Origin of the sequence: Pseudoalteromonas qingdaonensis (assembly GCF_038739665.1) — a bacterium.
GTDB lineage: Bacteria > Pseudomonadota > Gammaproteobacteria > Enterobacterales > Alteromonadaceae > Pseudoalteromonas > Pseudoalteromonas qingdaonensis.
Genome location: NZ_JBCGCU010000004.1, coordinates 93,242 through 113,931, shown reverse-complemented (window position 1 = coordinate 113,931; position 20,690 = coordinate 93,242). Strand labels below are relative to the sequence as shown.

The following is a 20,690-nucleotide window of genomic DNA, read 5'->3' as shown; positions in this document are numbered from 1 at the left end:
ATTCTTTGGCAATAATAGACAGGATATGACCCAGTTTCGCTCCGTGTTGGCAGTATTTGCACTGCGTAACGACAATGCTTTAGCTGATTTTGATGCTTTAACGCAGCAGCCTGTGCTTTTAGGCGCACCGGGGCAGCCGCCGCAACTGCTTTGCCATTTGCCTAGGGTCTGTTGACCTTTGTTGTTTGTTTCTGCAGCAGTTTGTAGTGAATTTATACAAGGCGGCACATGTGTGGTGTAGTTATTCTACATGAACATGTAACAACACAGTAGAAATGCGCTACAAACGCTGCCCTGCGGGTTCATCTAAACGCATCCTGCTCTGTGTTACTCGCTATGAACATAGAATGACTATGCATCATAACGAGCGTCGTGATCAGAATGCGTTTAGATTGAACATAAAGTAAACCGCAAAGATAAACAGACCCTAGCAACACCCAGCCTGGGGACTGTTTACATGCCAGCGTGAGCTTTGCCGAACAACGCCATGCCTTGCTACAGGCTCGCCATCATGTACAAGAGCGCGATCTTCACAGCGCCATGGTGGTGTTAACCCTGCGTCTTGGCACCGAGTCGATACAAGAGGAAATTCAGGGCCAAGGCCTGTTACAGCTGAGTCTGCACGGTCGTCATGAGATCATCAAAGAAAGCGCTCAATTCAGTGTTCATTTACACCCGCAAGGCCTGTACGACCCCCCAAGCCCACAAAGTAAATCCAAAGCCCGCCGTTTGGTTGACTACTGCCAACGTATTTGGGCTTAATCAGCAAAGCTGACTTTACCCATGGTAACGCCCGGCATGCCCAGGTGACCAGTTTCACTGCTTGTGCTGCCGGCCAGGGTGTCATTGGCCAACAAGGCAAACAACACAGCTTCCTTGGCATCCGGATTGATGCCGAGCTGCTGTAATGAATTTAGCTCTATACCCGCACTGCAATACGCCCTAATACGGGCCATCAGCAAGGGGTTATGAATACCGCCGCCACTGGCATAAACCTTAATGTCACCGAGTTTTTCAGCCAAGCCATTCAGTTGCCTAGCAATTTCCAGCGCTGCAAATTCACACAAGGTCGCCAGCACATGATAATGACCTAGATTCTGGGTTTGACTCTGCGTTTGGCATTGTGCCAAATAGGCGAGGTTAAACACTTCCGGTCCCGTGGTTTTAGGCATTTCCTTGGCAAGAAACGGGTGAGCGCTGAGCGCTTGCAGCAATGCCGGCTCCACCTTGCCCTGCTTTGCTAAGGCACTGTTTTTATCATATTCAAGGGGAGCAAAATAGCGCTGCACATAGGCATCTAGCATGGTATTGCCTGGGCCAATATCGGCGCATAAAGTCTGCTCTAACGGCGCACCTTTGGCCAGCACAGTCAAATTGGCAATACCGCCCATATTCAACAACACCCTGTGCTCATCATCACTGGCGAAATACCAGTAATCACCATAGGCGGCCAAGGGCGCCCCTTCACCGCCAGCGGCTATGTGTTTTTGGCGAAAATCACTCAGAGTAATAATTCCGGTTTCAAGCGCCAGATGGCAACCGTCGCCAAGTTGCAGCGTGGCATTGCCATAGTCGCTTAGTCCATGCTGACTTTGCGGGCAGTGATAAATTGTTTGCCCATGACTGGCGATGATATCAATACTCTGTGGGTCTATATGCCAACTTGCCAGACAGGCATTGACCAATTGCCCGTGCAACTGGCCTATCCAGGGGTTGAGCAAGGTGAGGTGCTGCAAATCTATATCACGCTTGGCAAAAACCTGACGCACACGCTCTTGATAGCTTTCGGGGTAAGGGCAAGTGGTAAATTGCAGCACTTCCACCTGGGTATTTGAGCCCACGCCGCGAATGCGGCACAGGGCCACATCCAGGCCATCCATGGAAGTGCCACTCATTAATCCGATAATAAGTCGCTCCGACTTGGCGGCGATACCATAAAGGCGTTCAATATGTGTGTGCATAGAAAAACCTAAAAATTAATTGCCGCTGTTCTAAGCGAATCTAAGCGAACGACTAGTGTTTCGCGAAGCGCACCACCAGCTCACACAAATCATCCGCCACCTTAGTTAAACGGGTGATGGCACTTTGCGCCTGCACCGAACTTTGCTGCGAATCGTTTGCCAGCTCGGCAATTCCCACAACCTGCCTGTTAATATCTTCAGAAACATGAGCTTGCTCTTCAACCGCCGCCGCCATATGCGTCGCCATATCATTAATATTGGCCACCGCCTGCACTATACCGGCGAGCATCTGGGTGCTGCGTTCAACTTCTTCAAGACCCATTAAGGATTCCTGCTGACCCTGGTCGGCAATCAACACGGCCTGCTCGCTGCGGGCGTTAAGCTCATTAATAATGCCTTGAATTTCACCGGTTGAACGCTGGGTGCGCTGAGCCAACTGGCGTACCTCATCGGCCACCACGGCAAAGCCGCGCCCTTGCTCACCGGCTCGCGCCGCTTCAATGGCCGCATTAAGGGCCAGCAAATTGGTTTGCTCGGCGATTTGTTCGATCATTTGCGCCGCCGCGGCAATATAGCCGGATTGCTCGGAAACGCCACGCACCGAATCACTGATTTGCACCACGGTTTGTCCCAAGGTTTCAATTGAGGCGCGGGTTTTTTGGGCCATTTCAGCCCCTTCAATAGCTAGCTCATTGGCGGCTCGAGCCTGCTCCGAGGTTAGATTCACATTTTGCGATACCTCAGATATGGTCGCCGTCATCTCATTCATGGCCGTTGCTACCAGCTCGGTTTGCTGATGTTGCGCATCGATTTGCTGACCGGCATTGGTGGCTAGGTTAAAACTCACTTGGGCATCATCCGCCACACGTGCTGCAGCATCATCAATGCGCGTTAAAATGGTACCAAGGTGGGCGCGATCGGACTTTACCGCAACATGAAGCCGCCCCAAGGGGCCGGTGAAATCGCAATAACTCAGTACCGCCAGCGGGTCGTTAAAGCGACCTTCTATCAGTTTGTCCAAACGCTGCTTAAGGCGTAATCGCGAAAAGGTATTGAAAACAGCAAAAAGAATAACACTGCCCAACATCAAGATCTCAGCGGCTAAAACCTGATCAAAAAACCACAATGCTAAAGCGGCGATCAAAGCCAGAATCAACATATAAAACTCTATGTTATCTGGTAGCGAAAAAGTGCTTTTATTAGCATTAATTCGCTCATATAGGGCTGTTGCACGATTAACATCCTCACGCTCGGGACAACTGCGCACCGACTCATACCCCACCACCTGACCATGCTCGGTAATGGGCGTGACATAGGCATCAACCCAATAGTGATCACCATTTTTACAACGGTTTTTAACCAGCCCCATCCAAGGCTGGCCGGCTTTGAGGTAACCCCACATGGTGGCATAAGCCGCACTTGGCATATCCGGATGACGAACAAGGTTATGTGGCTGACCTATAAGTTCCTCGCGGCTAAAGCCGCTTACGTCAACAAACGCCTGGTTGCAGTCAATAATATTGCCATGTAGATCGGTCACCGAGATCAACTTTTGATCTTTCTCGAAGTGACGTTCATTCTGTGTCACCGGCAGATTTGTGCGCATTTGTTGGCCCCCATTCAAAACACAACAATAGTCTTATATTTAACGCCCGTATATTACCAAAAAGTTGGCGTTACGCCTTATAAATACAGTCTAATATCGGTACAGATAATGTTTAATTTAGTACATAAATTACAAAATTTGATCTAGATCAAATTTTACCTAAGTTACCCACTATATAAGTGATGCACTCTGCCCATGATCTGCTGTTTGAAATCTTAACCTTGGAAATTTTTCCTAATGTGCCAAGAAGTTACTATACTGAACAAATAATGAATCAGAACCACCGTGGACACTTACTGAAAAGAATTACCCACAAAAGCATAAGGGCTTTAACACTGCTGTAAATTCGTGCAATTACAGCATTAAGGTGTAATCGGTAGTAATAGCCTTATTTGTCAAAATAAGGACACAAAAAAATTACGCAGCAAGTAAATTACTTGAAATTGAAATAAAATCACACAAAATTAACCCAAAAGTACCAGAATGAATAACTAACTGCTTTGGAATGGATTTCCTCCCCTACAAGGCACTTACACAATAATAGCTATAGGTATTAAAGTTCTTGTATCACACACTTCGCACCATAATCACCGCGTCGCTACTGTGTTTTATACTTTTAATAAGTACTAAGCAGGGATTAGCACAAGCACCTCAGACTTCCCAGTCTATTGCCTTCTATTATGGCGATATCGACTCAACGCGGGAGTTACTAAGCTATGAACGTGTGGTTGTCAGCCCTGAGCAACTTTCAGCGGCACAATTAGAGCAACTTAAAAGCGCTAATACCCAAGTCTATGCCTATCTAAGTGTGGGCGAAGCCGATGAGCAGCTAGCAGCAAATTTCCCCTCTGCAGCACTGGGTTACAACAAGCTGTGGCAAGCCAGCATTATGGACGCTAGCGCCGAGCCTTGGCGCCAACACCTGATAACACAAGCAAAGCAGCTGCGCACAGCCGGGTTTGATGGTTTCTTTCTCGACACATTAGAGAGTTATCAACTGGCACTTGGTAAAGATGAATATAACGCCCAGCAGCAGGCTCTGATCAGTCTGCTCACAGAGCTGCAAACACAAGGGCCTGTACTCTTAAACCGTGGCTTTGAACTCTATCAACATCTACCGCAGCCGCCGCTGGCCGTGGTCGCCGAATCCCTGTTCCATTCCTATGATTACCAAGGTAAGCGCTACCGTCAGCAAAGCGCGGTGGATGCCCAGTGGCTTAAGGACAAACTGCAACAAGTACAGGCAAAAGGCATAGAAGCCATAGTCATAGATTATCACCCCGCCGATGACGCCGTGCGCGTCAAAGCAGCACAAGAGATTGCCGCTTTGGGCTTTACTCCCTATATCAGCGACCCTATGTTGTATCAGTTTGGGGTATCAACTCACTATCCGGTGCGCCGTCGCGTTTTGGGCCTGTATGACTCTCGCGTCAACATAAAGAAGCAGTCTGAATGCCACCGCTTTCTTGCCACCTTAATTGAATACCAGGGCTATGTGCCTCAATGTATCGATATTAATGAACCCGCTTTGGCCAACCTGGACTGGAATCGCTATGCCGCAGCCATGTTCTGGCTGCCGCAGGTAAGCTATCAGCAACGCAGTGCCTATAACGCGCTGCTGCACAGCTTGGATACCATACCCACTGTTTTAATCGGTGAATTACCCGAGCAAACAAGCCTGCTAACTCGCCTGGGTGTTAAACAAGATGGTAATTATCAAGGTGCCTTAGAGCTAAAGGGAACCAAACTTGCTTATCCTTTGCCGCACGCCCAAGGCGAGCAATTTCCGCGTTACCTTTGGCAAGGTGAGGCGCCAAACAGCCAATTTACCCTGAGTGACGAGCAAGGCCTGCAAGGCATTGGCATGGCAGCCACAGCTTGGGGCGGCCTTTGGTTAGAGCCCTTGACGGTACAAGAGTTACCTGAAAACCTTCTGCGCTGGCCGCTTGAACCCTTTGAACACTTAGTACCTCTGCTACAGCTGGCGTCTATTCCCAGTGCCGATATCACCACCGAATCAGGACAGCGCATCGTCACCGCCCATATAGATGGCGACGGTTTCCCTTCTCGTGCCTGGTTACCAGGCAAGCCATATGCGGGCGCCTCTATTTATAAAAATATCCTGCGTAAATCGCCCTTACCTCATACCGTGTCCATAGTCGAAGCGGAAGTCGCAAAAGATGGCCTTTACCCCGAGCTAACGCCTGAGCTTGAAGCCATAGCCCGAGATATCTTTGCGCTGGATAATGTTGAAATTGCCTCGCACACCTTTAGCCACCCGTTTTTCTGGGATCCGCGAATTGAAGCCAAGGAAAAGCTCTACGGAGATGCCTTGCCGGTCCCCGATTATGTGCTTGATTACGACCGCGAAATTTTTACCAGTGTGCGCTATATCAATGAGCGCCTGGCGCCTAAAAACAAGCAAGTAGAAGTTTACTTATGGTCAGGTATGGCCAACCCTACCGCCGATATTATCGCCAAAGTCGATCAACTGGGTCTGTACAATGTTAATGGCGGCAATACCTATGTGCTCAATAACAATTACTCCATCGCCCAGGTTACACCGCACCTCAACTGGTATAAAGGCGCAGTGCAGGTTTACGCGCCAGTGATGAATGAAAACCTCTATACCGCACTGTGGACGGAGAATTTCAGTGGCTTTGGCCGTGCCATTGAAACCTTTGAACTGCTTGGCGAGCCGCGCCGCTTAAAGCCGGTGAGCGTGTATTATCATATGTATTCCGGCGTGTACCCGGCGTCTCTGCAGGCCTTAGAAAATATTTATCAATGGGTTGAGCAACATCCGTTAACACCTTTATATCTGAGCGAATATGCCCACCGCGCCCGCTCCTTGTATGAAACCGGTTTAGCTAAATCAATCCACGACCAGGCCTGGTATATCACCAGCACGGGTGTAAAAAGCATGCGCATCAATAAAGCGCAAAGCCCAAACGCTAACAGCCAAGGTGTGGCCGGGGTCAATGCCGGTCCCGATGGTAACTATGTTACTTTAACGTCACCACGAGCTCGTCTTTACCTTAGTAGCGCTGCTCAGCCCTTCTCTGGGCACATGTATCTACAAAGCGCGAATGGGGTGCTTGAACATTGGCAGCAAGAAGGTACTAAAACCTATATCAGTTTGATAAGTCACCAGCCGTTGCAGGCCAGTTTTGCACAGGCCAGCACCTGTCGTGTGCAACAACAAGATGGCGCGCCACTGACTCATAAGGTAAAAGGCGAACAACTGCTTATTTCCAGCAAAACAAAGGGCCGTGTGCGCTTTACCCTCACCTGCGCCACAACGCACTCGGGTGATAGCCGATGAACTCACCTAAACAAGTACTCGGCAGCCGCGATAAGAAGAATAAGCGTATTGTTCTGACCAATCGCCGTACCTTGATAATCCTGCCATTAGTGGCCCTCACCCTGTTATGGGTATTACAGCCCAACCGGGGCTTGCTGCTCAATATGCTCGATGAAGCCCAGGACCCCAATGTGGCACTGGCATTTTTACGGGTGTTAGATGAGGAAGACCCTTCGCCACGCTTACAAATGGCCTTTGCAAAACAGCATTATCGTCTTAAAGACTATGAAAAAACGCTGCAGCGTTTGACTCCCCTTAGTCAATTTAGCGATACAGAGCTCTTGCTGAGTGCCCAAAGCATGTATGCCACCAGTTTGCTGCACTTAAGCCATGATTCTCGCTTTAAAGATCAGGCAACACGCGAGCTGCGCCGTTATCTACAATATCTTCCCCAGGATCTCAGCTCTGAGCAAAGACAAACCTTTGCCGAATACGCTCTGCAGATAGGCGAGCCGGCAATTGCTCACAAGCTCCTGGAAAAGCACAGCGAGGACGACCTACAACGTATGTTAACAATCGCGCTGCAAGCCAATCTCTATGGCTCAGCCATTGATCATGCTGAGCAGCTTTATCAGCGCCAGCCCTCAAAGGCACACTTTGAGCAATTGCTGAGCTTGTATCAACAGCATCAACGCTGGCCTCAGGGGATCCTGCTGCTAAACCAGCATATTGACGCTGGGCATTGCGATCTAGACTGTTTACAACAAGGTATCGACTTTGCACGCAGCGCCGATAACAGCGCGGCTGCCAGCCAATTTGCAGTGCGCAAAGCCAATATCAGCACCGACAGCGCCGACTGGTTACAGGCCAGCGAGCTCGCTGCCAGCGTGGGTGATATCGCCACCGCTATTACCTGGCTTAATAAGGTCAATGACGCGCAACCATCAGCAACCCATATCAGTACTCTGCACAGTTATTACCTCTGGCGCGGCAACACCGGCAAGGCTCTGGCCATGAGTAAACGCTTGATGCGCTACAACTCTGATTTGGCGCAGTTGCGCCAAGGCGTAGCCGAAGCCCTGGCATAGAGCGATCTTAAAGCGCTCAGTGATTTTTACTATCGATTGGCACAGGTTGAGCAGCTGACCCAGGAAGAAAAGTTAGAGTGGATCAACTTTAACGATAAGGCCTATGGCGCCGAAGCCACGGTTGAACGCCTTGAGCACTTGCAGCAGCGCTTCCCGAAGGAGCCTCTCTATTGGTTCCAACTGGCTCGTTTCTATCACTTTGCTGGTCAATCACCTAAGGCCACGGCATTGTGGCAAACCCTTGAAGTACCCAAGCCGAGCGCCTTTAGGGATATCAATTATTTTGCCCAAAGCTTTATCGCCGTTGGCGAGCCACAGCAGGCCCTGGCTATTTTGCATCAATACACAGATCCACATGACCTAGATCTCGATCAGCTGATCACCTTGCAGGATCTGGCCGATTACAATGCAGCAACCGAGCTACAAGCTTATTATCAAGGTCAACGCATTGAGCGCGGCGACACCAGCTTAGACCCTTATGTGTTAATAGCGACCCATAATGGCACACAGCGCCACGATATAGACGTGCTGTGGGATTATTATCAGCGCACCCACTCGCCGGCGCTGCTGATTTATCTAGTCAACCTGGCAATAGAGCAAGGTGACGAGCAGTTACTAAAAGCTACCGGCGCGGCGCTACTGGCCAACCATGGCGATGACGCCAGCGTGAATATGCAGCTGCTGCGGGTGCGCATAGCCATGTATCAAGAACGCTTTGCCAGTGCCAAAACCATCTTAAATCAGCTAGTTAGCACCTATCCTGAGCACGATGAAGTACAGCAAACCGCCATGTGGTTCGCTATTTCTACGGGCGATAATCTGTGGTTACGGGAACTCTATTGGCGTCTGGTTGGCAGCCATCAAAACAACTCCGAGATGTACCAGGCATTTGCTATCGCCGCCCAACAATTAGGCCTGTACCAGCAAGCCGACCTATGGTTTGGGCGCCTCAATGCGACTGCATTGCTAAGCGCCGCAGATAAGTTGAACTGGGCCCTGCTGCTGGAGCACCAAGGCAATCTGGCTCAGGCTGCAAGCCTGCGCTGGCAGGTGATCAGTGCTCTAAGTGAGCAACTGCGCAATACCCCAGACGGTGAAACAAGCTACCGCTCTTTGGTACGTATGTTTGTCTCCGGGGCTCTAACCGAAGCTGAGCTGACTAAGTATCTACTGGCCCAGGGAAACAACCCGGATCTGAGCGCAATTTTAATTGGCTCACAAATTAACAGCTTACAAAAAATAGCCCTGTGGCAGACACATAGCAGCTTAAAAGACAAGCAAGTCAATATTTATGTGCAGCTGGCACTGGCGCTGGCTCGCGACGACCGCAGCACTATTTATCAACTTACCTACGACTCGAGCCAGCTCGATGATTTCACCCGCGCTACGGCCTTGGCAAAAATAGGTGAAAACGCCCATGCCTGGCAGTTAGCCGAGCAACAACTGGGGGCACATACTGCCAAGCTTAATCTTGCCCCCTTGCAGCGTTTTCTAGCCAGTCAACACCCACTGGCCAGCCACGGTGTGCGTTACGAGCATGAATTGAAAGATTCCTGGCAAGTGCGCTCGGAGCAGTTTAGGTATTACCGCCCCATGGGGGATGGTCAGTGGTTGCTGGACCTGGATTACAGCCATGGCAGCCCTAAGAGCGAGCAGTTGGATAACTATCATCAACGCGCCGCTCAGCTGACCTGGCGTTTTAGTCCGCAGCATTATTTAGTAAACCGCGGTGAAGTGGGGGTGGCCATCTACGACCGTCACCAACAAACTCACTATGGTCAGTTTGCCACCCTGGTTTGGCTCCCTTATCTGAAAACAGGTAAATTTCTATACGCCTCTTTTTAGCGCCCGCGCTATTGCGTATTATTGCGCTTTAGCCAAGCAGTATTCGGAGTGCTATGAATATCCAACAGGTAATTGACGACATTAGCGCGGATGTACGGGCCCGTTTGCCTGAGATGGCAGGCGAGGTAGCCAGTTATATTCCGGCGCTTGCCGAGGTAGAAGGTGAGCAGTTTGCCATGGCGGTGCACACAGTTGATGGGCAGAGCTATGTCAGCGGCGACAGCGAACAAAACTTTAGCATTCAGTCGGTTTCCAAGGTTTTAACCCTTACCCTGGCGCTGCAGCGCTATGGCGATACCCTGTGGCAACGGGTGGGCAAGGAGCCTTCGGGCACGGCCTTTAACTCCCTGACCCAGCTCGAATTTGAGCAAGGTATTCCCCGCAACCCTTTTATCAATGCCGGCGCCATCGTTACCTGCGATGCTCTGTACTCGCGCCTGAGCGCGCCCACTCACCATATGCTGGCAACCGTGCGTCAGCTCAGCGGCAACCCGCGTATCAATATCAATCAGCGGGTCTCGCGCTCCGAGTATCAACACCGTCACCGCAATGCGGCCATGGCCTATTTAATGGCCTCGTTCAATAACTTTGAAAACGAAGTGGAAGAAGTGTTGAAGGTGTATTTTGGCTTTTGTGCCATTGAGATGAATTGCGCCGAATTGGCGCGCACCTTTTCCTATCTGGCAAACAGGGGTGTTGATGTGGCCTCAAAGCGGCGCATTCTCGCCGCCAAACAAAACTCCCAGCTCAATTCCCTGCTCTTTACCAGTGGTTTATATGATGCCGCCGGAGACTTTGCCTACCGCGTTGGTATGCCGGGTAAATCCGGGGTGGGCGGCGCCATTATTGGCGTGGTGCCGGGGAAGTTTACGGTTGCGGTCTGGTCGCCTAAGCTCAATGAATATGGCAACTCCAGCGCCGGTATTTATGCGCTGGAGCAATTTGCCGACAGGCTGAAATTACAGCTCTTCTAGTGCTTCCTGAGCGGCTTGTGCGCTCGCTTTTTTCGTCTCTGCTTTTGACGCCGACTGCGGCTTATCAAAAATACCCAGGCGAATGCGAATAAAGTGGAAGATCTCTCGCGCCACATCTATGGCAGTGGCCTGCTCCAGGCCTTCAAAGCCAGGGCTGGAGTTGGCTTCACAAATTTTAAAGTGCTGCTCATCGAACAGCAAATCGATACCGGCCACATCCAAGTCCAGCGCATTGGCGGTTTGCGTTGCCAACCATTCGATTTCCGGGGTAATGGCATACAAGGAGCCGGTGCCGCCGGCGCTGACATTGGCCTTAAAGTTATCGCCACCACTGTTGCGCTCCATGCAGGCAACCGCCCTGCCGCCTATGGTTAGAACCCGCAAGTCACGACCGTGACTGCTTTTAACAAACTGCTGCAAAATAATATTAGCCTGAGGGCTGGTCGCCTCAATAAGCTGCATTAAATCGTCAAATTCATTGCGAGTTTTACTCAGGAACACGCCACTGCCCTGCGAGCCAGACAGGGTTTTCACCACCACGGGGAAACCAATTTGCTGTTCAACCAAAGCGATATTTACCGGGAACTTAACCAACATGGTGGTCGGCGTCGGCAGGTTTTGCTTAGCCAGAATTTGCTGGGCATACAACTTGTCTTTGACCGTTTCAATGGCGTGAGCACCATTAACACAGTACACCCCAAGGCGCTCTAAATGGCGAATAATGGCAAGGGCGAAATAGGTGGTTCCTGCGCCCATGCGCGGCATAACAAAGTCCGGTAAGGGCACGGGTTTACCGTCGATCAGGATACTTTTTTCGTCTTCACGGGTCACCAGCAGGTCGAATTGATCCGGAGCATACACCTCCAGCTCGATATTTTCTTCTTTGGCAACGGCCACTAACCGTTCAATTTCATACCGCTCTGGTTTTAATAGATTGGCGCCATCAGTGTAGATAATCCAGCCGCGCATAATGCCCCCTCAACGAGAAAAAGGCGGAATTATGCGTTGAGCTTCAATATGGGTAAAACAAAAATATTTTATCGTGGCGATAAAAAACACATTGAAAACCTAAGGCTTGTAGGTCGGTGCTGTGGGCCGACAAATGGAACATAATGTGTATTTTTGTCGGCCTGTAGGTCGGTGCTGTGGGCGAGGCTTTAGCCTTGCAAGGTTCGATTGTTTAATTGTTTAATTGTCAGACTAAAGTCTGACCTACAGAGTCTGACCTAAACGACAATATCTACAGTTATCTGTAGGCGAGGCTTTAGCCTTGCAAGGTCGCCTATTGTCGGCCTTTCGACAATGTGCTCCTGCATTGTTCTACTACCGCCATCCATGGCGGCAAAGCCCGATCTACAAGATGTCGGCGAAGGAGTTGGCTTGCTCCAGTAAAGCCAGTGCCTGGGGCAGGCTGACCGGTTTGGAATAATAATAACCCTGGCTAAAATGGCAGCCATAATCATGCAACTGCTGGTGTTGCTCGGCGCATTCAACGCCCTCGGCGATCACTTCCATATCCAGCTCGGAGGCGATATTGATCAGGCTGGCGATCACCACCTGATGTTTATGCTCACTCAGCAGCTGATGAGTAAAAGATTTATCAATTTTCAGGTAATCGGCACGTAAATCTATCAGGTTACTTAGCGAAGAATAGCCGGTACAAAAATCATCCAGGGCCACCTTAACCCCCTTGTCACGTAACACATTTAGTTGATCCTGTACCTGCTTGTGAGCGCCTATGGCCACAGACTCGGTCACCTCTATGGTGAGCTGATGGGTGGCTATCTGGTGTTCTTGCAGCGCCGCCAAAATGGCCTCGACCGGCTGCAATAAATGATTTAATTCGGATGCGGAGCGGTTGACCGACACACAGATATGGCGATAACCCCGTTTGTGCAAGGTGGATAAATCTGCCAGGGCCCGCTGCAACACAAACTCTCCAAGCTGGGAGATCAGTCCAAACTCCTCGGCAATGGCAATAAATTCATCGGGATAGATGGTGCCAAGCTCGGCGTCATGCCAACGGGCCAGGGCCTCAAACTTGGTGATTTTACCGCTGCGAAAATTAACAATAGGTTGATAGGCCACACTTAACTCATTGGCCTTAAGCGCCTTTGCCAGCTTATCGCGCAGTTGAATTTTACGTAGGTACTGACCTTCAATTTCATCGCTGTATACGGCGATGCTTTGCGACTGAGCCCGTTTAGCACTGATCATGGCATGATTGGCATTGCGCACAAACACGGTAGCGCTATTGATCTGTTCATCGATATGGGCAATTCCCAGGCTACAGCTAAGCTCGATATTCAGCTCGCCCAAACGGATAGGCTGACAGACATGGGTTAAAATACGTTGCGCACAGGTATAAGCCTGCTGCGCCGAGCTGTTGGCCAGCAGCAAGGTAAACTCATCGCCACCATAACGGCTAAGCACATCCGAGCTGACAACGCAGTGTTGTAGTCGTAAGGCCACCGCTACCAATACCTTGTCCCCAACTTCCGGGCCATAGAGGTCGTTAATATCTTTAAAACGATCTAGATTTAAAAACAATAAAGAACTGGGGAAACGCTGCTCATGATACAGGCTAATATGCTGCTCTACCCGCTCTAAAAAGCTGCGCCTGTTGTGTAACCCGGTGAGCGGCTCCTGAGAGGCATAAAAGCGCAGTTGTCGCTCGCTTTCTTTCCAATCGCTAATATCACGAAACAGGCCGATATAATGAGAGATCTCGCCCTGGTCATCGCGATTAACCGTGATCGACAATTCCTCTGGGAACACTTCGCCGGTTTTACGGCGGTTATAAACCTCACCACGCCAGTGCCCATGAGTGTGCAACTGCTGCCACATATTGGCGTAAAACTGCTGATCGTGACGGCCCGAAGACAAAACCCCGGGCGATTGCCCTAATAATTCGCTTTCACTATATCCTGTGTAATGCTCAAACGCCGGATTCACACGCAGAATTTTATTCTCAGCGTCGGTGATCATTATGGCTTCTTTGCTTTGCTCAAACACTATATTGCGCAGCGACAGCTCCGCCAACATGGCATTTTTGCGTTCGATATCTATATCATGGCGGGCTTGTGCGGCGACGATAAAGGCCAGGTCTTGAAACCATTGCTGGCTTTTCACACTGAAATTTTGCGGCTGTTCAAACATAGCCACCAAAATACCTATGGGCCGACGAGCCACATCGCGCAATGTCATCCCCACGTAAGCGCTAATACCAAGCTCCTGCAGCATGGCATCTTGAGGAAACAAGGCTGCGACCCTATCCTGAAAGATGCAGATATCCACGCTGTTCATGGCATCGGAACAGGGCGTCGCTTCAAGATCATATTCCAGGTTGTCCTGTATCTGACCTTGACAGTGAAAGGCCGTAGTACGCACACGCAAGCCATCGTCACTAAGACGACCTATAAAACAGTATTTAGCCGCAAACACCTCATCAATCATCGACAAGGCCAACTCATAGGCTTGCTCACTGCTGTTTGTTTGGTACAGTGCGTTAAAAGACAGGGTCATGAAATAATGTTAATATTTTGTTTTGTTTTCTTGTAGCTTAGCACAATATTCTCGCTAGACCTGAGCGTATTGTTATATATCAAAGCAATATAAAACAATGACTTTAAGATGATAGTTTTTTTACCATGGCACAAAGTCAACTGTTCCTTTGTACCACTTACAAATACACAAGGCAATCAACTTAGGTGTCGTAAATTAGGTGTCGTAAATTATGCAAAATGCTGCACAAAAGCCGAAGAATCATTTATTACGAATATGCCTGATCTCCTGCTTTGTTTTGAGCTTGAGTTGGCTTTTTATTAGCGATCAGACCATCTTGATGATCATCACCCTCTTGGTGATCCTGCTTTTGGTCTGGGGCTTGTCGCAACGCTTACTCATGCTTATTGAGCGTCAACGAAAACGCTAGGGTCTGCCCTAAAGTAATTCCGCCTCGGTGCAATTACGGCCCTTATTTTTTGCCTTGTATAGCGCTTTATCGGCAGCTTTCAGTGCTGCACTTATTTCCACACCGCCCTGCCACAAACTCACACCCACAGATACTGTAACCTGGGTCACTGGCGCAAAACTATGCTCGGCAATCTGCTGGCGCAAGCGCTCAGCGAGCTCCAGTGCCTTTACGGCATCAAGTCCGGGCAACAGCAGCGTAAACTCCTCACCGCCACTGCGACACACATAATCATATTCACGACACCCCAGCTTGAGCAATTGCGCCACGGTTTTGATCACCTGATCGCCAACATCATGACCAAAGCGGTCATTAATACTCTTAAAGTGGTCGATATCCAGGGCCAATATGGCAAAGGACTGTCCCTGCTCCCGCATGGAGTCCATGCAGCTTTGTAAATAACGGCGATTGCCTATGCCGGTCAGAGGATCTGTGTTGCTCGCCAGGTTAAGGGCGCTGATACGTTGCAACTGCTCTTTACTGTAGACTTCAATGGCCTGCTTCAGGGTTTTGGCTTCGGTATACCAGGCGGGAATATCGTCAAAGGTTTTATCATTATCGCGCACCCGCCGGGCCAGAATTTGCAATGGCGCACTAATGGTACCGGCAAGCAGCCAAATAACCAAAAGCGTGATAATGGTCACCGGCGCCGCTTTTTCCATCAAGTTGCCTATGGTGTTACCCACACTGGTGACCACCTGCTGCTGCGCACTCGAAACCAAAACCACCCAGCGCATATCTTTAACCGGGGCATAGCCTATTAACTGGGATTCACCCTGAGTGCTGACCATGGCACCACTTTCCCCCGCTTGCGCTTGCATGAACGCGCCCCACAGCGGATGCATATCGCCCACTGTCATACCAATATGCTGGCTCTGACTATCATAAACCACAGCACCATTTTCACTGAGCACCATAATGCGCGCTTCCGCACCATAAAAGTGAGTGCCTAACAGCCGCGATAAAATATTGTTGCCATGCAAATACATACTGCCGGAAATATAACCCAGATAACGCTCGGGCTCAGTGTCTGACATGATCGGATGCGAAGGGCTCACGACCAGGTTGCCCAAGGGCGATACATAGGGCTGCGGCATCATGGCTTGTGGCACCATTAACGACTGCGTGGTAGCGGCAGCGTTCAAAATGATACCCACGGCACCCAGTTGTTCAGGTGCAGCACTGATCACCTCGCCGCGGCGGTCGACAATCACCACTGAATTAAAAGACTGGGTTTGTGATAGTAAACGCTGTACTTCTTGCTCACGGCGCTCGGCATTATCCAGATCGCCGCTCAGCGACTGGGCGCTATAGGCCAGCTGCATCTGCAATGATTGAATAAGCTGGCTGGTAATATCGGCCAGTTTACTGGCATAAGCGCGGTTTGCCTCCAGGCTTTGCGTCATGGCCTGCTGGGTATAAACGCGATAGCTGATCACAAACTGGTTAGCCAGGGTAATAAACACCAAAAGCAGTGTAAAACCTAGGATCACTTGGCGCAGCTCGAGTACAAACAATCGCATAAGACGCATTAAACATTCACCACTAATACTTATTTACCAAATTAGAGTAACCTAAACCCATGCTAATGATTTGTTATTAGTCCATACAAGCACACAAATAAAGCGTCATTATCTTACTCCATACGGCATCAATATCTCACATAATAAGCAATTAACCTATTGAATTCTCAAATGACTCTATAAGGCTATAGCCTAATTTATGAATTAGCTGTTAGACTAGACAAAGATAACAGAAATTTTACTTATGTTTAGGAAATGAGATTAGCTTTTCTAATTTTTGTCACCCTGACGCTGTTGCAGGCTAACGAGGCCGAAGCGCGCGAATATAACCGCGCCATGTGCATTCTATTAAAACAGCAAATGGCACAGTTCGATCATTCACGTACGCATCCCAGTTACCGTAAGGCGCAACGGGATTATGATAGCAACTGCCCGCAGCTTGATAAAGCCCAGGCACAGCAACAAGTGCAGCGAACAAGGCCGCAGGTTAGCGCCACAGCCTTGGTTAAGCCTGAGCCTTTCACAGAGCAAGTCAAAGGCGCAAACAGTGCCGACCAAGCGCTGGTATCGACAAAGGTGCAAAACGACCAGAATAATGCCCTTGCTGGCGAAATTACCAGCCCACAAACAGAGACTCCCCTGACTGAGTCACAACAAGTCGCAAGCGAAACTGCAACCAAAAGCGATATTGAGACACAAGCCAGCGATTTAACTACGCCAGCAAATACGCAGCAAAGCGCAAGTGATGCGGCTGCTACTCAAGTTGCACCAGCCAAAGCGACCCCAGCCAAGGTGAACCCAAAACCACAGCCGACAGCACAAGCCAGTACAAACACCTTACTGGACATGGCCATCCCTGCGATTATCGCTTTACTGGTTCTAATCGTGGGCCTGGCCACACTGCTGGTGCTGCGCAAAAAACGCCAAGACACGCCCAAGGTAGCTAAACCTAAACTGTCATCTGAAGGGGAAGTTAAAGCCATTAAAAAGCCCTCAGGTCTTAAAATGGCATGGAAAAAGCTAACTGGAAGTAAACACGCCACCCTGGATCCGCAGCTCTATAGCAAATTTACCGCCGTGCCCATAGCCGTAGGAGAGCAAGGCAAGATAGCCCATATAGAGCACCTGCTACTGAGCCAATTTGGTGTGTTTATGGTCGCCCATATTGATGTCGCTGGTGATATTTATGGCGGCGAAAAAGCCCATGACTGGACTGCCAGACATAATGGTGAAGACGAAAAATTTGCTAACCCTCTCACAGTGCTGCGCGAACAGGCGCACGCCCTGGCACAGGTGCTGGCACTGCCAATGCAGGAAATCCACTGTCTTATCCTCTTTAATCAGGATGCGGTCTTTAAATCGCCCATGCCAAGCTCAGTTCTTTACGAAAAAGACTTTGTTGACCATGTGCTTAGCATCAGCACCCAAAACTATGGTGAAGAGCTAAGCTCGATTCATAAAGATAAGATCAAACAATTGTTGGCTCATGGCGCCTACGCACCGCTTAATGCGGCAGCACACAAACCAGAACCCAGCGAAGAAGCAGACACAGATGCTGCGGCTGAGCCTGCACAGCAGCCTACCCCTCAGGCACCTGATGAAGGCGAACCACAGGCACCAAATGTCGCACCACTGCGCCGCGAGCCGACCGCAGCTAAGGCCACAAGCCAAAGTGAAGGCCAGCAACACAGCGCCGAGATCCACCCCTTTGTGCGCAAAAAAGCCGACGCCAGCGATGAGCAGCCAGCCAGCCCTGAAGCAGCCCCGGCCGAGCCAAGTAGCAGCGCCGAGCCAGAAACAGAAACCGCGCCGCAAGAGAGCAAGTCAACAAGCCAGCTGACCGCTCAAGACTGGTCGAGCATGTCCGATGAAGAGTTTATGGCGTACTTAGACCAAGTCACCGGCTATGCTTCAAGCAAAGCCACACCAAGCAAGGCAGACGATGCCCAGGCAGCTGCTGAGCAAACAACAGCAGCGCCATTGCCGCAAGAAAGCGCCGATGAGTTCAAAAGCAAAGCCAGTGACGAGCCAGTTGCCGACTCACAGCAGCCCCAAGCTCATCCAGAGCCGAACATGGATAGCCAGGTGCCAGCTGAGGATATCGAACCAGCCACACACTTCAGTAGCGAAGAAGAGCCGCAAGAAGAAACACAGCCTTTGGGCAGCCAGCTAACTCCAGCAACGCACCACGAAGCCGAATTAGAAGCTGAAACTAAGGCAGAGCTCGAGACTCAACTCGAGACCGAAGTTAGCCTGGATTTAAACAACGCAGACACCCAATCACTGGACGACGCCCTGTTAGAACTGGAATCGGCCCTGGCACAACAAACGCCCGAGCAAGAGCAAGAACCAGCTCCAGAAACCGAGGTTGAAGAAGACGAAGAGCAGAACAAAAAAGCCAAGGCCAACCCCTTCGCCAATCTGTCCCTCGACCCCAACTTCACTCCTCAGGAAGAAAAGATAGACATAGGCGCCGGCCCGCTGGAAAGCGAAAAGTCCTAATAAGAAATGGCGCCCGATGGGCGCCATTTTATTGTGTTAGTAAGTGCAATAGAGTTATTTAGTTACCATTCCTGCAATTGCTGCAGTTCACGTAAACGCCCGCGTTGTAATAGCAAAGCGGCAAACAAGTCGTCTATCGAACGATTGCCCACTCCTAAACCAGGCAGCGCCAGATTCGCTTCGGCGAAAAAGCGCTGCGAAAGCACGCTCTCTTGCTCGGTTTCCCAGGCTTGTTGCCACCAGTGGCGTATATGCTCTCCGGCATGATGCAAGCGGATATTACTGGGCAATCGGTCGCGCTTTTCATTGTTCGCTTTGGGTGTGCTCGGTAATAAATTCCATAAATCGTTGTTTGGCCAGCGTGAAAAAGGCATGCAGTGATCAACATCAAAGCCTTGTTGCAGCGAACGCTGCGTCCAGACACAATGAATAGCATCCCCCTCTTCGGCCATATCGGTCACTCGCTGGCGCACTTCTGTGGTCGTGCGTTTAGGGTCAAGCCAGTTTAATGCCTGGGAGAAGATATATGGCTGCTGCTCCAAGTGAATCGCATTACCGCGATAACTGGCCATGGTTTTCGCCCATTCGCTGACCAAAACGGGTTCAATCCAGCAAGCGAAGCGATTCAGAGCTGTCCAAACATGCTCGGGCAGGGAAAACTCGCCCCATTGGCACAGGCTCTCAAAGTCTAAAAACAGGGTGTCCTTGGCACGAACAACTTGGCTCGCAAGCTCGAATACGCACTGCTCGGTGTTGGGAAAGGTAATATATTTGCAAGGCATATTGCGAATGTTCTGCACCGCATGAGAAAGGGTTTTGTGCAAGGCAAGCGCATCATCGCCAACAAAAAGGTTACCAACGCGGTAGTCGGTCGCATTCAGGTGCGTCAATAGATGCCAGCCATCGGCCTTCATAAATCCCATATTCGGGCTTTTATTCGGCGTCTGATACAACTCATAGTAATCGATCAAATCTTTATACTGGTGGCACCAATAAAGAGCGACCAAGCCCGCAGGTAAAATAACGCGGTTATCCTCACGGCGGATAACGGCTCCGGGATGACCATCGGCAATGCGCAACAGCACTCGCATCAATGCCAGTTTATGGGTCGCGGATTTACCATCATTGAGGGCCACATGGCGAATTAAACTAAAAGAGCCACTGCCGTCATCCGGCAAGCGCAGCACCACGGTTTGCCAATGAACGTCTGCGCGGTTGAGCTCGTCAGTTTGAAGCTCGGTGCACAAAATACACTGCAAGCCCACTTGCGTGGCTAATTGCTTTAACGTATCAGCGCATACCTGATACATACCACGCTCTTTAAGCTCTACCTCTCCTTGTCCATGGCGCAAGGAGATCACCAGTTGGCCGCCGGGTTTCAGTAAGTTTGCCAGTTTGCGGATCGCTCGCGGACGTTGCCCTTCGGGAATATGCATCCAAACGGCACTGAGCAAAATAAGGTCAAAACTGATTTCTTTACTGGTAATACGTTCCAATTCCGGCAAGGAATCTTCCAGCCAATGAACCGCATAGTCTTTGGTATGCCTAGCGCCTAGCTCGGCAAGCATTTGCGCTGGTTCTACCGCATAAACCTCAACGTCCTGTCCGTGCTGAGCCAGGTATAAAGCATCCCGACCGGCTCCCGCACCAATATCCAGCATGCGACATTGTGGTTTTTGCAGTAACGGCTGAAGCAGGTGCAACCAGGCCGCATGTACTTTTTCAAAATCGGCGCTTAGGTATTGCTCGGCTAATTGTGTGGCATTTTGGTTGTAGAACTGGGAGCTCAAGCAGAATCCATTTTATTACTTATAGTTATAAGTCGAAAATAGCATACCCAAGAATAATGACAAAGACTGATGCGCTTTTCTTTGCACAAAAAAACGCCCCTTGCGGGGCGCTCTGGTGCGTATT

The 20,690-nt window shown here is 50.1% G+C and carries 14 protein-coding genes; 8 read left to right on the top strand and 6 right to left on the bottom strand.

From position 1 onward, the window contains the following. The first annotated feature begins 25 nt into the window (after positions 1-25). Both WCN91_RS05295 and WCN91_RS05290 read left to right on the top strand, forming a co-directional pair. Entirely contained in the window at positions 26-175 is a 150-nt protein-coding gene (locus WCN91_RS05295; protein ID WP_342676989.1) for a hypothetical protein, read from the top strand. Positions 176-465: 290 nt separating this feature from the next. Further along, positions 466-762, top strand: a complete 297-nt coding sequence (locus WCN91_RS05290) for a hypothetical protein (protein ID WP_342676987.1) — start codon at positions 466-468, stop codon at positions 760-762. Here WCN91_RS05290 and WCN91_RS05285 read toward each other — a convergent pair. Together WCN91_RS05285 and WCN91_RS05280 are read right to left on the bottom strand one after the other, a co-directional pair. After that, positions 759-1,961 carry an anhydro-N-acetylmuramic acid kinase gene (locus WCN91_RS05285; RefSeq protein ID WP_342676985.1) on the bottom strand — a complete coding sequence of 401 codons (1,203 nt, stop codon included), beginning with the start codon at positions 1,959-1,961 and terminating at the stop codon, positions 759-761. The two genes, WCN91_RS05290 and WCN91_RS05285, sit on opposite strands and share 4 nt — an antisense overlap. Before the next feature lie 52 nt (positions 1,962-2,013). Next, positions 2,014-3,567: a methyl-accepting chemotaxis protein gene (locus WCN91_RS05280; protein WP_342676983.1), complete on the bottom strand. Its 1,554-nt coding sequence runs from the start codon at positions 3,565-3,567 to the stop codon at positions 2,014-2,016. 562 nt (positions 3,568-4,129) lie between these two features. Here WCN91_RS05280 and WCN91_RS05275 point away from each other — a divergent pair. The 4 genes from WCN91_RS05275 to glsB are packed head-to-tail and all read left to right on the top strand — an operon-like array spanning position 4,130 to position 10,778. Then, complete coding sequence (locus WCN91_RS05275) at positions 4,130-6,892, top strand: endo alpha-1,4 polygalactosaminidase (protein WP_342676981.1); 2,763 nt, start codon at positions 4,130-4,132, stop codon at positions 6,890-6,892. Then, on the top strand, positions 6,889-7,959 hold the full coding sequence (locus WCN91_RS05270) for a tetratricopeptide repeat protein (RefSeq protein WP_342676979.1): 1,071 nt from the start codon (positions 6,889-6,891) through the stop codon (positions 7,957-7,959). The genes WCN91_RS05275 and WCN91_RS05270 overlap by 4 nt, the downstream gene beginning before the upstream one ends. Before the next feature lie 36 nt (positions 7,960-7,995). Continuing rightward, positions 7,996-9,804 carry a tetratricopeptide repeat protein gene (locus WCN91_RS05265; RefSeq protein WP_342676977.1) on the top strand — a complete coding sequence of 603 codons (1,809 nt, stop codon included), beginning with the start codon at positions 7,996-7,998 and terminating at the stop codon, positions 9,802-9,804. A 53-nt stretch (positions 9,805-9,857) separates the two neighbouring features. Then, positions 9,858-10,778: a glutaminase B gene (glsB, locus tag WCN91_RS05260; RefSeq protein WP_342676975.1), complete on the top strand. Its 921-nt coding sequence runs from the start codon at positions 9,858-9,860 to the stop codon at positions 10,776-10,778. Here glsB and WCN91_RS05255 read toward each other — a convergent pair. Together WCN91_RS05255 and WCN91_RS05250 are read right to left on the bottom strand one after the other, a co-directional pair. Beyond that, the gene (locus tag WCN91_RS05255; RefSeq protein WP_342676973.1) at positions 10,764-11,747 is read right to left on the bottom strand and encodes an ATP-grasp domain-containing protein; all 984 of its coding nucleotides are present in this window, start codon (positions 11,745-11,747) and stop codon (positions 10,764-10,766) included. The two genes, glsB and WCN91_RS05255, sit on opposite strands and share 15 nt — an antisense overlap. Positions 11,748-12,131: 384 nt before the next feature. Then, the gene (locus tag WCN91_RS05250; protein ID WP_342676971.1) at positions 12,132-14,303 is read right to left on the bottom strand and encodes a putative bifunctional diguanylate cyclase/phosphodiesterase; all 2,172 of its coding nucleotides are present in this window, start codon (positions 14,301-14,303) and stop codon (positions 12,132-12,134) included. 283 nt (positions 14,304-14,586) lie between these two features. Here WCN91_RS05250 and WCN91_RS05245 point away from each other — a divergent pair, with 283 nt between their 5' ends. Then, a complete protein-coding gene (locus tag WCN91_RS05245) occupies positions 14,587-14,712 on the top strand; it encodes a hypothetical protein (protein ID WP_342676969.1) in 126 nt (41 codons plus the stop codon). An 8-nt stretch (positions 14,713-14,720) separates the two neighbouring features. Here the strand turns inward: WCN91_RS05245 and WCN91_RS05240 are convergent, their stop codons facing one another. Next, positions 14,721-16,283, bottom strand: coding sequence for a sensor domain-containing diguanylate cyclase (locus tag WCN91_RS05240; protein WP_342676967.1), 1,563 nt, complete (start codon positions 16,281-16,283; stop codon positions 14,721-14,723). Between the two features lie 246 nt (positions 16,284-16,529). On the opposite strand from WCN91_RS05240, the gene WCN91_RS05235 reads away from it, so the two are divergent. Next, entirely contained in the window at positions 16,530-18,776 is a 2,247-nt protein-coding gene (locus tag WCN91_RS05235; protein ID WP_342676965.1) for an NERD domain-containing protein, read from the top strand. A gap of 62 nt (positions 18,777-18,838) precedes the next feature. Here WCN91_RS05235 and WCN91_RS05230 read toward each other — a convergent pair whose 3' ends face one another. Beyond that, positions 18,839-20,566, bottom strand: a complete 1,728-nt coding sequence (locus WCN91_RS05230; protein ID WP_342676963.1) for a class I SAM-dependent methyltransferase — start codon at positions 20,564-20,566, stop codon at positions 18,839-18,841. Positions 20,567-20,690 lie beyond the last annotated feature (124 nt).

Excerpts from the sequence above, each read along its gene's own strand:
- WCN91_RS05270 (WP_342676979.1), top strand. The coding sequence starts at position 6,889 with ATGAACTCACCTAAACAAGTACTCGGCAGCCGCGATAAGAAGAATAAG.
- WCN91_RS05235 (WP_342676965.1), top strand. The coding sequence starts at position 16,530 with ATGAGATTAGCTTTTCTAATTTTTGTCACCCTGACGCTGTTGCAGGCT.
- WCN91_RS05240 (WP_342676967.1), bottom strand. The coding sequence starts at position 16,283 with ATGCGTCTTATGCGATTGTTTGTACTCGAGCTGCGCCAAGTGATCCTA.
- glsB (WP_342676975.1), top strand. The coding sequence starts at position 9,858 with ATGAATATCCAACAGGTAATTGACGACATTAGCGCGGATGTACGGGCC.
- WCN91_RS05255 (WP_342676973.1), bottom strand. The coding sequence starts at position 11,747 with ATGCGCGGCTGGATTATCTACACTGATGGCGCCAATCTATTAAAACCA.
- WCN91_RS05280 (WP_342676983.1), bottom strand. The coding sequence starts at position 3,567 with ATGCGCACAAATCTGCCGGTGACACAGAATGAACGTCACTTCGAGAAA.
- WCN91_RS05295 (WP_342676989.1), top strand. The coding sequence starts at position 26 with ATGACCCAGTTTCGCTCCGTGTTGGCAGTATTTGCACTGCGTAACGAC.
- WCN91_RS05250 (WP_342676971.1), bottom strand. The coding sequence starts at position 14,303 with ATGACCCTGTCTTTTAACGCACTGTACCAAACAAACAGCAGTGAGCAA.
- WCN91_RS05285 (WP_342676985.1), bottom strand. The coding sequence starts at position 1,961 with ATGCACACACATATTGAACGCCTTTATGGTATCGCCGCCAAGTCGGAG.